Source organism: Hyphomicrobium sp. D-2, assembly GCF_029872155.1.
In the GTDB taxonomy this organism is placed as follows: Bacteria; Pseudomonadota; Alphaproteobacteria; order Rhizobiales; family Hyphomicrobiaceae; genus Hyphomicrobium_A.
Genome location: NZ_JARXLA010000008.1, coordinates 314,206 through 329,556 on the forward strand (window position 1 = coordinate 314,206; position 15,351 = coordinate 329,556).

Annotated in this window: 13 protein-coding genes; 4 read left to right on the forward strand and 9 right to left on the reverse strand. The window is 61.3% G+C overall.

The annotated features are described in order from the left end of the window. Window positions 1-13: 13 nt before the first annotated feature. The 3 genes from QEZ49_RS13915 to QEZ49_RS13925 form a co-directional block, all read right to left on the reverse strand. Window positions 14-895 (reverse strand): F0F1 ATP synthase subunit gamma, encoded by an 882-nt coding sequence (locus tag QEZ49_RS13915; protein ID WP_280387785.1) that lies wholly within the window; start codon window positions 893-895, stop codon window positions 14-16. 73 nt (window positions 896-968) lie between these two features. Then, on the reverse strand, window positions 969-2,504 hold the full coding sequence (gene atpA / locus QEZ49_RS13920; RefSeq protein ID WP_280387787.1) for a F0F1 ATP synthase subunit alpha: 1,536 nt from the start codon (window positions 2,502-2,504) through the stop codon (window positions 969-971). 105 nt (window positions 2,505-2,609) lie between these two features. Further along, window positions 2,610-3,167 carry a F0F1 ATP synthase subunit delta gene (locus QEZ49_RS13925; RefSeq protein WP_280387789.1) on the reverse strand — a complete coding sequence of 186 codons (558 nt, stop codon included), beginning with the start codon at window positions 3,165-3,167 and terminating at the stop codon, window positions 2,610-2,612. Window positions 3,168-3,519: 352 nt separating this feature from the next. On the opposite strand from QEZ49_RS13925, the gene QEZ49_RS13930 reads away from it, so the two are divergent. After that, window positions 3,520-3,816: a hypothetical protein gene (locus QEZ49_RS13930; protein ID WP_280387791.1), complete on the forward strand. Its 297-nt coding sequence runs from the start codon at window positions 3,520-3,522 to the stop codon at window positions 3,814-3,816. Window positions 3,817-4,138: 322 nt separating this feature from the next. Here the strand turns inward: QEZ49_RS13930 and QEZ49_RS13935 are convergent, their stop codons facing one another. Both QEZ49_RS13935 and QEZ49_RS13940 read right to left on the reverse strand, forming a co-directional pair. Beyond that, window positions 4,139-5,296 carry an AAA family ATPase gene (locus tag QEZ49_RS13935; protein ID WP_280387793.1) on the reverse strand — a complete coding sequence of 386 codons (1,158 nt, stop codon included), beginning with the start codon at window positions 5,294-5,296 and terminating at the stop codon, window positions 4,139-4,141. A gap of 63 nt (window positions 5,297-5,359) precedes the next feature. Next, the gene (locus tag QEZ49_RS13940) at window positions 5,360-7,585 is read right to left on the reverse strand and encodes a primosomal protein N' (RefSeq protein ID WP_280387795.1); all 2,226 of its coding nucleotides are present in this window, start codon (window positions 7,583-7,585) and stop codon (window positions 5,360-5,362) included. 234 nt (window positions 7,586-7,819) lie between these two features. Here QEZ49_RS13940 and QEZ49_RS13945 point away from each other — a divergent pair, with 234 nt between their 5' ends. The 3 genes from QEZ49_RS13945 to QEZ49_RS13955 all read left to right on the forward strand — a co-directional run bounded on the left by QEZ49_RS13945 (window position 7,820) and on the right by QEZ49_RS13955 (window position 11,434). Then, window positions 7,820-9,148, forward strand: coding sequence for a DnaJ C-terminal domain-containing protein (locus QEZ49_RS13945; protein WP_280387796.1), 1,329 nt, complete (start codon window positions 7,820-7,822; stop codon window positions 9,146-9,148). Window positions 9,149-9,335: 187 nt separating this feature from the next. Continuing rightward, window positions 9,336-10,277, forward strand: coding sequence for a tyrosine recombinase XerC (locus QEZ49_RS13950; protein WP_280388563.1), 942 nt, complete (start codon window positions 9,336-9,338; stop codon window positions 10,275-10,277). Window positions 10,278-10,408: 131 nt separating this feature from the next. Beyond that, window positions 10,409-11,434: a TraB/GumN family protein gene (locus QEZ49_RS13955; RefSeq protein ID WP_280387798.1), complete on the forward strand. Its 1,026-nt coding sequence runs from the start codon at window positions 10,409-10,411 to the stop codon at window positions 11,432-11,434. A 164-nt stretch (window positions 11,435-11,598) separates the two neighbouring features. Here QEZ49_RS13955 and QEZ49_RS13960 read toward each other — a convergent pair whose 3' ends face one another. From QEZ49_RS13960 to odhB, 4 genes are all read right to left on the reverse strand, one after another. Beyond that, window positions 11,599-11,964 carry a hypothetical protein gene (locus QEZ49_RS13960; RefSeq protein WP_280387799.1) on the reverse strand — a complete coding sequence of 122 codons (366 nt, stop codon included), beginning with the start codon at window positions 11,962-11,964 and terminating at the stop codon, window positions 11,599-11,601. A 76-nt stretch (window positions 11,965-12,040) separates the two neighbouring features. After that, complete coding sequence (lpdA, locus tag QEZ49_RS13965; RefSeq protein ID WP_280387801.1) at window positions 12,041-13,441, reverse strand: dihydrolipoyl dehydrogenase; 1,401 nt, start codon at window positions 13,439-13,441, stop codon at window positions 12,041-12,043. A 13-nt stretch (window positions 13,442-13,454) separates the two neighbouring features. After that, window positions 13,455-13,883 carry a VOC family protein gene (locus QEZ49_RS13970; protein WP_280387803.1) on the reverse strand — a complete coding sequence of 143 codons (429 nt, stop codon included), beginning with the start codon at window positions 13,881-13,883 and terminating at the stop codon, window positions 13,455-13,457. 48 nt (window positions 13,884-13,931) lie between these two features. Beyond that, complete coding sequence (gene odhB, locus QEZ49_RS13975) at window positions 13,932-15,254, reverse strand: 2-oxoglutarate dehydrogenase complex dihydrolipoyllysine-residue succinyltransferase (RefSeq protein WP_280387804.1); 1,323 nt, start codon at window positions 15,252-15,254, stop codon at window positions 13,932-13,934. Between the last annotated feature and the right edge of the window lie 97 nt (window positions 15,255-15,351).

A 15,351-nucleotide genomic window follows, 5' to 3' on the forward strand; every position in this document is an offset into this window, starting at 1 on the left:
TCTCGCCGGCCGCTTATACGGCCTCAGCGCCCGAGATGATCTCGATGAGTTCCTTGGTGATCATTGCCTGACGGGTACGGTTGTACGTAAGCGTCAGCTTGTTGATCATCTCGCCAGCGTTGCGCGTTGCCGAATCCATCGCGCTCATCTGCGCGCCATAGAACGAAGCAACGTTCTCCAGCAGGCCGCGGAAGATCTGAGTCGAGATATTCAAGGTGACCAGGTCGCCAAGAACTTCTTCCTCGCTCGGCTCGTACTGGTGAATCGCCTCAGCGCCACCCGCTGCCTCAGCCTTGCCGTCGGGCAGCTTGGCGGGGATAAGCTGAAGTGCGGTCGGCACCTGCTTGATGACCGACTTGAACTCCGAGAAGTACAGCGTCGCCACATCAAACTCGCCCGCTTCGTAGAGGCGCAGCAGCTTCTGCGCGATCTCATCGGCGTTGGCGAATGCAACCTGGCGCACGGCGCGCAGATCGATGCGATCAATATAATGCTCGCCCAGCTCGCGCTTCAGGGCTTCAGCACCCTTACGGCCAACCATGATCATCTTCACGGTCTTGCCGGCGGCGAGGAGACGCTGTGCGTCCTGACGGGCAAGCTTGGAGATGTTGCCGTTGAAACCACCGGCAAGACCACGCTCGCCGGTCATCACAACCATCAGATGGACGTTATCGCGGCCGGTGCCGGCCAGGAGCGGCGCCGAACCCTTGTCAGTGACGCGCGAACCGAGGTTGGCGATCATCTGGTCCATACGCTCGGCGTAGGGACGGGCGGCGGTTGCGACTTCCTGCGCACGGCGAAGCTTCGCCGCGGCAACCATCTGCATCGCCTTGGTGATTTTACGCGTCGCCTTCACTGAGGAGATGCGATTTCTGAGGTCTTTCAAGCTCGCCATCGGGCGGCGCCTTCCTTCTTATCCTGCTGGCCCCGGGGGCGCCCTAATGGCGCGCCCGGATCACAATCGATAATTAGGCGGTGAAGCCCTTGGAGAACTTGTCGACGAACGCGACAAGCTTCTTCTCGGTGTCTTCAGAAAGCGCCTTCTTGGAGCGGATGTCCTCAAGGATATCCTTGCCGTCGGTACGCAGCAGGCGGAGCAGATCCTGCTCGAACTTGCCAACCGAGCTAACCGGCAGGTTATCGAGGTAACCGCGCGTACCGGCGAAGATCACGCAAACCTGCTCTTCCATCTGCAGCGGCGAGAACTGCGGCTGCTTCAGGAGTTCGGTCAGACGTGCACCACGGGCAAGCATCTTCTGGGTTGCGGCGTCGAGATCCGAGCCGAACTGAGCGAAGGCCGCCATTTCGCGGTACTGCGCCAGCTCACCCTTGATCTTGCCAGCGACCTGCTTCATCGCCTTCGTCTGGGCTGCCGAGCCAACGCGCGACACCGACAGACCGACGTTAACGGCCGGACGGATACCCTGATAGAAGAGGTCGGTTTCAAGGAAGATCTGACCGTCGGTGATCGAAATCACGTTAGTCGGAATGTAGGCCGACACGTCGTTAGCCTGGGTCTCGATGACCGGAAGTGCGGTCAGCGAACCGGCGCCATGGTCGTCGTTCAGCTTCGCAGCGCGCTCAAGCAGGCGGGAGTGGAGATAGAACACGTCGCCCGGATAAGCTTCGCGGCCCGGCGGACGACGCAGCAACAGCGACATCTGACGGTAAGCAACGGCCTGCTTGGAAAGGTCGTCATAGGCGATCACGGCATGCATGCCGTTGTCGCGGAAGTATTCGCCCATCGTGCAGCCGGTGAACGGTGCGAGATACTGCAGCGGAGCGGGCTCCGAAGCGGTAGCAGCGACAACGATCGAGTATTCCAGCGCGCCCTGCTCTTCCAGAACCTTCACGAACTGGGCAACGGTCGAACGCTTCTGGCCGATAGCGACGTACACGCAATAAAGCTTGTCCTTGTCGCTCTTGGCTGCGGCGTTGATCGCCTTCTGGTTCAGAATGGTATCGAGAATGATGGCGGTCTTGCCGGTCTGGCGATCGCCGATGATCAGCTCGCGCTGGCCGCGGCCAACGGGGATCAGAGCGTCAACGGCCTTGAGGCCGGTTGCCATCGGCTCGTGCACCGACTTGCGGGGCAGAATGCCGAGCGCCTTAACGTCGACGCGCTTCTTCTCGGTGAACTCGATCGGGCCCTTGCCGTCGATCGGGTTACCGAGAGCGTCAACGACGCGACCCAGCAGACCCTTGCCGACCGGCACTTCCACGATGGCACCGGTACGCTTGACCGTATCGCCTTCCTTGATGCCACGGTCGTCGCCGAAAATAACGATACCGACGTTGTCAGCCTCAAGGTTCAGAGCCATGCCGCGAATGCCGCCCGGAAACTCGACCATTTCGCCCGCCTGGACGTTGTCGAGCCCGTAAACACGGGCAATACCGTCGCCAACCGACAGCACCTGGCCGATTTCTGAGACCTCGGCTTCCTTGCCGAAATTCTTGATCTGGTCCTTGAGGATCGAGGAGATCTCTGCGGCCCGGATGTCCATCACTTGCCTCTTCCCTTACAGCGCTTCGTTACGTGCTGGCGCCAGCGGCGCCGGAGCCCTTTTCCAGGAGCGGCCGCAGGGAAAGCCCGCAGCCGGTCTCCCCGATCAGGCGCCCTTCAGCACGACCTTTAGATTTGAGAGCTTCGTCCGCAGCGAGGAATCAAACATACGGCTGCCAACTTTGACCACCAGGCCGCCAAGCAGCGAGGGGTCAATCTTGGTTTCCAGCCGCACATCCTTACCGTAGGACGCCTTCAGCGTATTCTTCAGCTCGGCGAGCTGCTCATCGCTGAGCTGAACCGCCGACTGTACTTCGGCCGTCATCTCACCCCGGTGAAGGGCAAGCTGCTGGCGGAAATTCTTGATGATGTCCTCAGCAGCTGACAGGCGCCGATTGCGCGCCACCACCTTGAGGAAATTGCCGGTTGTAGCGCCGACAGAGGCCCAATCGAGCACCGCCTTCAAGGCGCGCTCCTGATCTTCGGCCGCAAAAGCGGGGCTGTTAACCAACCGCTTGAGGTCTTCGCTCCCGTTGAGCAGACCCTGAAACTTGGAGAGATCGGCATCGACAGCGTCGAGTTCGCCCTGCTCCCGCGCTAATTCAAACAGCGCCGAGGCATAGCGCCCCGCAACACCTGACGTCATATGATTGTCCGTTGCCACGTGAAAACGCTCTCGCCGGCAGCCAAAAACGGGGGCAATCAGGCCAAATGGCCAGCCACACCCTCCCCCGTTTTGAGGAAATTCAGTCCGCACCGAAGGTGGCCGCAAGCACGTGATGCCCCAGCACACCTGTAAAGTGCGCGGGTTCTCTAACATGCACCGGGCCACCCTTCAACGGGGGATAGGCGCCCGAATGCCGCATTTGGCGATCATTTGGCCGACCTAACCAGATGAACAGAACCTGCATGCCACCTTCAGAGAGGGTTCAGCCCGGAAAGTGTTGAATGCTTTCCATGGTCGGCGGGACAGCCGGCACCGAGATCAAAGGCCAGAAGGCCAAAGGGGAAAGACAATGACCATCGCTCGCAAGTTCACCGCTGTTGCCACCGCCGCCGCTATCGCAGTCGGCAGCCTGGGTACCCTGACGACCGCCGCTGAAGCCGGCCCCCGCCACGGCGGATATTACGGCGGCAAGCATTACAACCACGGCGGTCCGGGCTACGGACACGGTCACTACAAGAATCGCGGTCGCGGCCATGGCCACCATCACGGCCACTATCGCAAGAAGGACAACACCGGAAAGTACATCGCAATCGGTGCCGCCGCTCTGATGCTCGGTGTCATCGCTTCGGAGGCTTCGCGTCGCTAGCCATCCGCGACACTTCCTCCGAGCCGGGGGTTTCGGCCCCCGGCACCTTCGCTCCCGTACTTACGTACTTAGCTAACACCCCTCAAACACGACCCGACGCCCCCACGGAGAAATGCGTTTCAGCGTTCGTACGAGTTTCAAGACCCAGACCATGATCGCTTCGGACCCTGACAGTCCAACGCGTGAATCATCGGTCCAAGCATGACGATGAAACGATAATTGCGACTGGGCGCTGCCACCCTCGCGCTCAGTCCCGGCCGGACCTTTCCCCCCAAGGTCCGGCCATTTCTTTCGGCTCCTGAACACTTTGCTGAGCACACCCTCATCGTTGGGGCCACGCCCAACCCGGAGGTGTCATGTCATCGATTCTGGTCTCACCCAGCACCTTGTGCAGTTTCAGGATCGAGCAGCCCTGCACTTTCGACAACTCATCGACCAATGTCGGCGCGTGAGACACAACGATCACCTGCGAGCGCTTCGACGCGGCGGCGATGAGGCGGCCCAATGCGGGCAACAGATCGGGATGCAGACTCGTTTCTGGCTCGTTGAGAACAAGCAGCGGAGAAGGTCGCGGGCTTAAGAGCGCTGCCACCAGCAGCAGATATCGCAGTGTGCCGTCTGAAAGTTCGGATGTCCGGAGCGGCCTCAACAGGCCACGCTGTTGCATGCTCAGTTCAAACAACCCATCGACCTCAGACACAATCAGTTCGCTACCCGGAAAAGCGTCGTCCACGCTTGCTTCCAATTCAGCGCCGTTGCCTATTTCCAGAATAGTCTGAATGGCAGATGGAAGATCATGGCCGTCGGCAGCCAACACCGGCGTTCGCGTCCCGATCTGCGGTTTGCGCGCGGGCGCATCTGCGTCGGTGCGAAAGTGATCGTAAAAGCGCCAGGACTTCATTTTCTCGCGCAACACCAGCAGCTCCAGCATGTGCTCGGGATCCGCTGCGTGAGTCATCATGCTGTCAAATGATGCCAGATCCGAGATCACGGTCTTCCGCGTCCCGCCCTTCGTCATCACGCTCACACCGGCACCTGCTCGCTGTGCCAATACGTTGGACCGTTTGAGCATCTCGCCCATCCAGACGGCCTCGCACTTGATCATCGGATCGCGGCCGAACGCACTTCTGGAATCCGGTATCGGCAAACCCAAGTCTATCGCATAACCGTAGTCTTGGTCCGCAAAGCCGAGCTTCAGTGCGATCGGCCCATCACGTCGCGTGCCTTGCACAGGCACGTCTCCGCGCACCATCCTGCGCGATATCTGCTCCGGCCCTGCCCACAGCGTGGACTGCAACCCACCTTCACGCGCGAGCGCCGGAATGACGCGCCCCTGCGCAACGTCAGCCAACAGGCGTATCGAACGATAAAGGCTGCTTTTGCCGCTGCCATTCTCGCCCGTCACCAGCGTCAGCTGTCCAAGCGGGATGACCAGATCTCGCAACGAGCGATAACCTGCAACAGCAAATGTAATCAGCACTGGTGGCTCTCATTCGAACAGTTTTTGCAAAATGTCGGGCTTGCTGAAGCCACGCTGCCACCATCAAAGGAAGCTGTAAGGGTCGATGTCAATCGAGACGCGAACGTCACCTTTCAGCGGCGGCACCTCCGCCATCCACGCGCGCAGATAGCCCTGCACATCCAGCTCACGCGGCGCTTTCACCAGAATGCGCCAGCGATGCCGGCCGCGAATGATCGACAGCGGCGCTTCCGCCGGACCCAGCACTTCGATTTTTTCTGAACGTGGCGCGCGGCGTGTAATTTCACGCGCCACCTGCTGCGCCACGTCTTTCTCGCGCGCTGCAACAACCAGCGCTACCAATCGTCCGAATGGCGGCAGAAGGCCTTTGCGCCGCGTTGCAATCTCGTGATTCAAAAACGCTTCGCGGTCGCCCGAAATAATCGCCGCCATCACCGGATGCTCCGGCATATGCGTTTGCACCAGACCGCGCCCTTCGGTGAGCGCACGGCCGGCGCGGCCCGTCACCTGATGCAAAAGTTGGAATGTGCGTTCGCCCGCGCGCGGATCGGCGCCTTGCGCCAAACCAAGATCGCCATCGACGATGCCGACCGTTGCCAGGTTCGGGAAGTGATGGCCCTTGGCAACCATCTGCGTACCGATGACGATGTCGATGCCGCCGGCTTCAATGCTGCGAATAATCTCGCGCATTTCTGTCAGGCCCGGCACGAGATCTGATGACAGCAACGCCACGCGCGCATCTGGAAAACGCTCAGCCACTTCTTCCGCAACGCGTTCGACACCGGGCCCGCACGCAACCAGCGACCCGGGCTCGGAGCACTTCGGACACTTCTCGGGCAGCGGAATTGAAAAGCCACAGTGATGGCAATGCAGCCGCCCACGAAAACGGTGCTCCACCAGCCACGCCGTACACTGCGGACATTCGATGCGATGCCCGCACGTCCGGCACAGCGTTAGTGGCGCATAACCACGCCGGTTGAGGAACAGCAGCGTTTGCTGGCCATCGGCCAGCGTATTCGCAACCGCTTCCACCAACGGCGGCGCAAGCCAGCGACCTTTATCCGGCGGCGTTGTCTTCAGGTCGATCGCCGTTATATCGGGAAGCGATGCACCGGAATACCGCCCCGGCAGCACGACGTGCCGATAGCGCCCGGTGCGCGCGTTGACGTGCGTTTCGATTGATGGTGTGGCGGACGCCAGCAACACCGGGAAGCCACCGAGATTGCCGCGCACCACCGCCATGTCGCGCGCCTGATAGTGCACGCGGTCGTCCTGCTTGTAGCCCGCGTCGTGCTCTTCATCGACGATGATGAGACCGAGATCGCTGAACGGCAGAAACAGCGCCGAGCGGGCACCGACAACAACGCGCGCTTCACCCGTCGCCGCCTGCCGCCACACGCGACCACGCTCCGGCCCTGACAGCGCCGAATGCCATTCCACCGGCGCGCAGCCAAAGCGCGAATGAAACCGACGCATGAACTGATCCGTCAGCGCGATTTCCGGCAGCATGATAACCGCCTGCCTGCCATGCTCTAGCGCACGCGCGACGGCCTCAAAATAAACCTCCGTCTTGCCCGACCCGGTGACGCCATCCAGCAGCGTGACGGAAAAGTTCTGCGCATCGACAGAAGCGCGCAACGCATGCACCGCCTGATGCTGCTCCGGCGTGAATTCCATCTCACGATGATGCGGATCGGGCAGCGGCGGGCGCTTTTCCGGAATCGCCACTTCCACCAGATTGCCCGATGCGACAAGACCGTCGATGACACCGGTGGAACAACCCGCTTCCTGCGCCAGCGCCGACTTGGCGCGAATGGCGCCATCGCCGGCAATTTCCAGCGCCTTGTGGCGGGCTGGCGTCATGCGCGCCGGTTCAGCAGCGCCCGCAACAATCGTCACGCCGAAGCGTGGCTTCACCGGCTCGAACGCGGCGCGCGCGCTCATCATCATGCGTACGGTCATACCCAGCGGAGCCAACGTATATTTCGCGATCCACTCGGCAAAGCGCAGTGTGATTTCCGGCAGCGGCGGCACATCGAGCCGCGCAACGACGGCTTTCAGCTTCTTCGGATCGACGGGCTTGCCCGGTTCGCCCACCGGCCGATCCCACACCACACCGGTGCGGGTTTGCGGCCCGAACGGCACCAGCACAAAGCAACCGGGCTCAACTTCTACGCCATGCGGCACGATGTAGTCGTAGGTCTGATCCAGCGCGACAGCCATCACCACGGGCACCGTCACCGGTGCGCCGCGCGGCTCGTCATCAAGAGGCGCAAACAGACTGTCCATAGGCGCGACAAGGACCCCCATCGAAAGGCGCGCGGTGCAAAGCTTTCGATTACCTAAACAACAACGGCGGCACACCCAAGGCATCGCGAGGGAAAGGCCGCGCATTTCTTTGTCGCCGGGTTTCAGCCGCAACGACGGAAATAATCCTTGTCGATATCACAGATTAACCGCTGAGCGACAGGCGGCGGCTATGCTGCGGCCCTGCGTCGAGGTCGCGGAGGAAGCACCGGCTCCATGGAATACAAAGACTACTACAAAATCCTCGGTGTCGAGCGCACCGCCACCCAGGATGAAATCAAGCGCGCGTATCGCAAGCTGGCGCGCACCTATCATCCCGATGTGAACAAGGAGCCCGATGCCGAGACCAAGTTCAAGGATGCTGGCGAAGCCTACGAAGTCCTAAAAGATCCAGAGAAGCGCGCTGCATATAACGAACTGGGCGCCAACTGGCAGCAGGGTCAGCAGTTCCGCCCGCCGCCAAACTGGGATGCAGGATCTGAATTTTCCGGCGGCGGCTACACCGATGCCGACCCGTCGCAGTTCTCCGATTTCTTCGAGGGACTGTTTGGCGAACGCATGCGCGGCACAGGTCGCGGCGGTGCAGGCGGTACCGGAGCGGGTGCGGGCCGTGGCGGCTATCAGCGCCGCGAGTTTCATATGCCTGGCGAGGATCACCACGCCAAGGTGGTCATCAATTTGCGCGACGCCTACACCGGCGCCAAGCGCGAGATTACCCTGCGTGTGCCGGAACTCGATGATACCGGCCACGTTACCGTGAAAGATCGCACGCTCAGCATCACGATCCCGAAGGGCATTCGTGAGGGCCAGAGCATTCGCCTTGCGGGGCAGGGGTCTCCTGGCATGGGCAAGGGCCAGCCCGGCGATCTCTATCTGGAGATAGCGTTTGCACCGGATCCGCACTTCCGCGTCGAGGGCAAGGATGTCTACCTCGATCTGCCGATTACGCCGTGGGAAGCGGCATTGGGCGCCAGCATCAAAGTGCCGACCCCGGAAGGCGCGGTGATGCTGAAGATTCCACCCGGCTCCACCAAGGGACGCACGATGCGGCTGAAGGGCAAAGGCATTCCGTCCAACCCGCCGGGTGACATGCACGCGGTGCTGAAGATTGAAACGCCCGCCGCCGACAGCGACAAGGCGAAGGAGCTGTATAAAGAGATGGAACGCGAGCTTCCGTTCAATCCCCGCGCAAGTCTGGGAGTCCGATCGATGGCAGAACAGCAAAAACAGTCCGTGATTATTCTCGACGAGGAAGAGATCACGCTCGCCGATCTTACCCGCACCTGCCGCGTTCGCACTGAATGGGTGATGGAGCTGGTCGACGAAGGCGTCATCGAACCGCGCAGCCACGCCGGCCCGCAATGGCGGTTTTCCGCCACCAGCATCGTGCGCATTCAAAAGGCACAGCGCCTGCAGAGCGACCTGGGCGTCAACGTGCCCGGCATCGCGCTGGCGTTGCAGCTGCTCGATCGCATCGACAATCTGGAATCGCGTTTGCGCGCCGCTTCCGTGCGACCGGACCTGCATGACCACGACGATGACTGAGAAACTGCGCGGCGTTTAATGCGCAAACAGCAGCGCCGCCGAATTGACACTCCGGCCACGGACCGCAGGCAGTCGTTTGCGGTCCGAATCTGATAGTTTTCACCGCGTGGAAAATCACGCGGCTCGGTCGGCCGCAGCGAGCGATCACATATCGATGACGTCACCACCCGATATCAGCGCTGAAGCTATTGCAGCTAGCGCGCCGCAACTGCCGCTCGGTGCCGACCTTGAGCGCGCCGTTGCCGACTGGCTGACACATCTGCGTCATGGCCGCGATGCCTCGGACAAAACAATCGAAGCTTACGCACGCGATGTGCGCCAGTTTCTGAACTTTCTGGCGCATCGACTTGGGCATCCGCCCTGCCTTGCCGATCTGCAGCATCTGGATCTGAAGGTGTTTCGCGGCTTCCTTGCCGCGCGCCGACGCAACGGCACGGTGAGCCGCTCTCTTGCACGTTCGCTGTCCGCGCTTCGACAGCTTTTCCGCTGGATGGAAGCTCGCAAGCTGCTGCAAAATCGCGCCATCCTTCAGCTCGCAATGCCGAAGGTGCCGCATTCGGTGCCCAAGCCGCTCACCGTGACGAAGGCTGCCGAAGTGGTGCAGGCTGATGCGGCCGCCGAACTCGACTGGGTGATCGCACGCGATGCTGCGGTGCTGCTCATGTTGTATGGGTGCGGATTGCGCATTTCAGAAGCACTGGGTTTGACGCCGCGGGATGCGCCAACGCCCGAGCGCGAAGTCATCCGCATCGTCGGCAAGGGCAGCAAGGAGCGGCTGGTGCCGGTTTTGCCAGCGATCCGCGAGGCGATTGCGCGTTACGTTGCGCTTTGCCCTTATCCGCTGGCGGCTGACGAACCGATGTTCCGCGGTGCGAAAGGCGGCCCGCTTTCACCGCGCATCATTCAACTCGCCATGCAGCGGATGCGCGAGACAATGGATCTTCCCGCCACGGCCACACCCCACGCGCTACGGCATTCGTTTGCCACGCATCTGCTCTCAGCGGGCGGCGATCTGCGGCAGATCCAGGAGTTGCTGGGGCATGCGTCATTGTCGACGACGCAGGCATATACCGAAGTCGACCGGGAACGCCTGCTTGCGGTCTACGATGTCGCACATCCGCGCGCCTAAAGCCCGATTTTTGGGGCCGCAGCGCTAACCAACAGATATGACGACCTATTGTTGCCTCTTTTATTCTGCGGCTCGCCATGCGAGGGCGGGGGCTAAGACCCGCCAATCGTTTGCAGTATCTGGGAAACCCCATGCGCGCCCGTCTATTAACTTCTATCGCCATGATGGCCACCTCGGCCATGCTGACCTTCGCCAGCGCCGCTGAGAAAAAAGCCGCTGCCGCTCCCGGTCAGTGTGCCGGCACCGATATGCTTGCTGAAGCAGCGACGCAAAACCCTACGCTCTATCAGCGGGTCATGTCGCAGGCCGCCAACATCAAGAACGCCGATGGCCTGCTTTGGAAAGTTGAGAAGGAAGGTCGTCCCGCCTCATACCTTTTCGGCACCGTGCACCTGACCGACAAGCGCGTGAACGACCTTTCGCCAGAAGTGATGAAGGCGATCAAATCCTCCAGCCAAGTCGCGCTTGAGGTGTCCGATCTTTCCGAGACAGCAATCGCATCGGTGATCGCACAGTCCGCGCCGCTGGTGATGTATACTGACGGTCGCCGTCTCGACGGCCTCATCTCGCCAGAAGAATACGAAACGGTGAAGTCAGTCATGGGCCGGACCGGCCTGCCCGGTGATCTCGCGGCGATGTTCAAGCCGTGGATCGTGACCATGATCCTTTCGGTTTCCGACTGTGAACGCGAAAAGGTTCAGAAGGGCGAGCGCGTGCTCGACATGAGAATCGCCGAAATTGGCAAGAAGGCCGGTCTCGACGTGGTGGGGCTGGAAACGATCCCGGCCCAGATTGAATCGCTGGCATCGGTGCCGGAGCAGCAGCAGATCGACATGCTGCGCGCCAGCCTGAAATTCGCCGACCGCACCGACGACATGATGGAAACGCTGGTGCAGCTTTATCTCAAGCGCAAGATTGCAGCCGCCCTGCCGTTCCAGATCGCGATGGCGCGCGAAGCCGGCATCGGTGACGATGCGTTTGCTGGCTTCCAGCAGAAGCTCATCGTCGAGCGGAACCAGAAGATGCACGCAGTCGCCGAACCGCTGCTGGACAAGGGCGGGCTGTTCGTTGCCGTCGGCGCATTGCACCTTCCCGGTGACGACGGCTTCATCGAGATCCTGCGCCGCAATGGCTACACCGTCACCAAGGTCGAGTAGCTCAAAGCAGCCCTGTACCCATTCGCTGGCGCTGCTTCGCGCTCGACTTCGGCGCCCCACCACACCCGGGCCGCAAGTCCCCGGTTAGGGGACGCGTAATCGCGAACGACTCCTCGACCGGGCTTCAATGGCGTCTGACTGCTGCGCAGCGCACAGTTAGCAGATCAGCCTCGGTTCAAGGGCGGTCTGTGCGTCTGCAGCAGATCGCCCTCAATCAATCGTCGGCCCCAATAACTGTCGGCCGACAGATTGACGTGCACCTCATTCATGCCCAGGCAGATCGCGTTTCGCCACTGCTCGTGATCCTGCATCCGCTCGACGAAATTTGCCGTTTCGCCGATAAAAAGCGGCGTGCGCTCTCCATCCGGCATCCTGCGGACGAACACATAATTGAAGTGGCCTGCCGCGAAAGTCGGCAGCGCCCGACAAGAAAACGCCCAGTGCAAATGAAGGGCCCCGCTTACTCCCGACCAGTACACAGCCGGAATGCGCTCAACATTCTTTTGCGGAGCAAAGCCTTGCAGTCCCATAAAACCCCCGTAACACTCAGATTACGGATAACAGCCTAGCACATACAAGGAACATATCTAGAACAAAAATGGATGATCACATGTGAATAGCGCGCTTTTCCACCGCCAGCGCTGCTTCCTTCACAGCTTCCGTCAGCGTCGGATGCGCATGGCAGGTGCGTGCCAGATCCTCAGCCGAGCCGCCGAACTCCATCAGCACCGCAGCTTCAGCAATGATCTCCGACGCGTTGGCCCCCACCATGTGCACACCCAGCACCCGATCCGTTGCCGCGTCCGCCAACACCTTCACGAAACCGTCGGTCTGCTTGTTAGCCTTCGCGCGACCGTTGGCGGTGAACGGGAACTTGCCAACGTTGTATGCGACGCCCTTGGCTTGCAGCTCCTCTTCGGACTTGCCGACGCTCGCCACCTCCGGTGAGGTGTACACCACGGCCGGGATGATGCCGTAGTTCACGTGGCCTGCCTGACCGGCGAGTAGTTCCGCCAGCGCGACACCTTCGTCCTCGGCCTTGTGCGCCAGCATTGGCCCCTTGATGACGTCGCCAATCGCGTAGATGCCGGGCACATTCGATTGATAATGCGCATCCACCTCGACACGGCCGCGCTTATCCAGCTGCACGCCCGCCTCACTCAGGCCCAGCCCACGCGTGTATGGCACGCGCCCGATCGCCACCAGCACGACATCGGCCGCCAGCGTGTCGACATCGCCGCCCGCAGCGGGCTCTATGCTCACAGCCTGCGCCGCGCCGTTCTTCTTCACGCCGGTCACCTTGTGGCCCAGCTTGAACGCCATGCCCTGCTTTTCCAGAAGACGCTGGAGCTGCTTTGCCACCTCCAGATCGTTCCCCGGCAGGATGCGATCCAGATATTCAACCACCGTCACTTCCGAGCCGAGCCGCCGCCAAACCGAGCCAAGCTCCAGCCCGATCACGCCGGCGCCGATCACCACCATGCGCTTCGGTACCTTTTCCAGCGACAGCGCGCCGGTGGATGACACGATGGCTTTCTCGTCGATCTCGATGCCGGGCAGCTGCGCGACATCCGAACCGGTAGCGATGACAATCGACGTCGCGTCAACTTCCTGCTGCTCACCGTTGATGAACGTCACCTCGACCCGGCCGGGGCCGAGAATGCGTCCCGTGCCGTGGAAGTGATCGATCTTGTTCTTGCGCATCAGATAGGCGACGCCTTCGGTGTTGCCCTTCACCGCGTCGTCCTTGAACGCCAGCATCTGCGGCAGATTCAGCTTCGGCTTCACCTCGATGCCCATGTCCGCAAAGGCGTGTCCGGCTTCATCGTAGAGCTCCGAAGCATGCAGCAGCGCCTTCGATGGAATGCAGCCGACATTGAGACACGTGCCGCCGAAGCGAGGGCGCTTCTCAACAATGGCCACTTTCATTCCAAGCTGGCTGGCGCGAATGGCGCACACGTAGCCGCCCGGCCCTGCTCCGATGACGATCAGATCATAGGTTGCCACGGCACTTCTCCGTTCAAGAACCAAGCGATAGCGGCGCGCTGAAAGCCCATACGTGTCCGAATGGGTCGCGCACCCGGGCATAGCGCATCACCCAGAAGGTGTCGGCTGGCGGCGCCGTAACGACAGCACCGGCAGCAACAGCACGCGCGACCGCGCCATCGACTTCCAGCGGTGATGAAAGATTGACCTGCACCGTCACGCAGCCCCTCGCTTCAGCAGCGCCGGGCGCAACATCCGAGATGAACTCGGGAAAATGATCGGACAGCATGAAGTGGCCGCCGAACACCGACAACGCAGCGTGCTGCACACGCGCGCCATCTTCGGCCATTTCCCTGTAGGTGACGTTGGCACCGAAGGCCTTCTCGTAAAACGCCAGCGCCGCGCTGGCATTTGCCACCGTGAGATAAACTTCAATCGAAGAAATCGTGCCTTCCTCCGCCATGCCGGGAGCTCCCACGACTCCAAAGCCGTTCCGTTGCCGAAATAGCTTCTAAAGCTCCAACAGAAAACGCTGCGGATCTTCCAGGCACTCTTTGACACGAACAAGGAAAGCCACGGCCTCTTTGCCGTCAACAATGCGGTGATCGTAGCTTAGCGCCAGATACATCATCGGCCGCGCCACAATCTGGCCATCGCGCACCACCGCGCGCTCCTCGATGCGGTGCATTCCAAGGATGCCCGACTGCGGCGCGTTGAGGATCGGCGTCGACATCATCGAGCCATAAACGCCGCCGTTGGTGATGGTGAAAGTGCCGCCCTGCATCTCATCGATGGAGAGCTTGCCGTCGCGGGCGCGCTTGCCGAAATCGGAAATCTGCGCCTCGATCTCAGCGAAGCTCATGCGATCTGCTTCACGCACCACCGGCACCACAAGCCCGCGGTCGGTGCCGACCGCAACGCCGATGTGATAATAGTTTTTGTAGATGATCTCATCGCCGTCGATTTCGGCGTTGACGGCCGGAATTTCCTTCAGCGCCTGCAAACACGCCTTCACGAAGAAGCCCATGAAGCCCAGCTTCACACCGTGGCGCTTCTCGAACAGATCCTTGTAGCGCGCGCGCAGCTCCATTACCGCGCCCATATCGACATCGTTGAATGTCGTGAGCATTGCTGCGGTGTTCTGCGCATCCTTGAGCCGCTGCGCGATGGTCTGGCGCAGACGCGTCATCCGCACGCGTTCCTCGCGCGCCGCATCGTTGGGCGTAGATGGAATACGCAGGTTCTGCGCTGGCACCGGCATCGGCGCAAATGCACGCGAGGGCGCCAGTCCGGGGCTGGATTGAAGCGCGGGGGCGGCGGCGGCCGATGAAGTAGCGGCAGGCACCTCGGCGGCCGCGGATGCAGCCTTCACCGCGTCTTCCTTCAGCACCTGTCCGCGCTTGCCGCTGCCCGCGACGTCAGCAGTGTCGATACCAGCTTCAGCCAGATGCTTGCGTGCCGCGGGGCTTGGCGGCACCGCACCCTCGGATGACCTGCGGGGCTCAGCGCCACCATTTGACGCCGCTGCAGCCGGAGCAGGCTTGTCCTTTTTCTCTTTCTTGGGCTCGCTCTTTGTTTCGGCGGCCGACGCGCCCGCGCCTTCGCCGATCAGGCCGAGCAGCGCACCAACCGCAACGGTCTCGCCTTCCTTCGCGGCGTGATCGCCCAGCACACCGGCCGTCGGCGCTGGCACCTCAACCGTTACCTTGTCGGTCTCAAGCTCAACCAGCGGCTCATCAACTTTCACCGCGTCGCCCGGCTTCTTGAACCACTTGCCGACGATAGCCTCGGTTACGCTCTCGCCCAGAGCCGGAACCCGAATTTCCGTTGCCATCGTCCCTCTCGCTTAATTCCGGGCGCCGCGCCCGATGTGATTTCTTTGCTCAGAATAAACGCATCGGCAGGCTAGACGCGATCCATCATTAGAATAA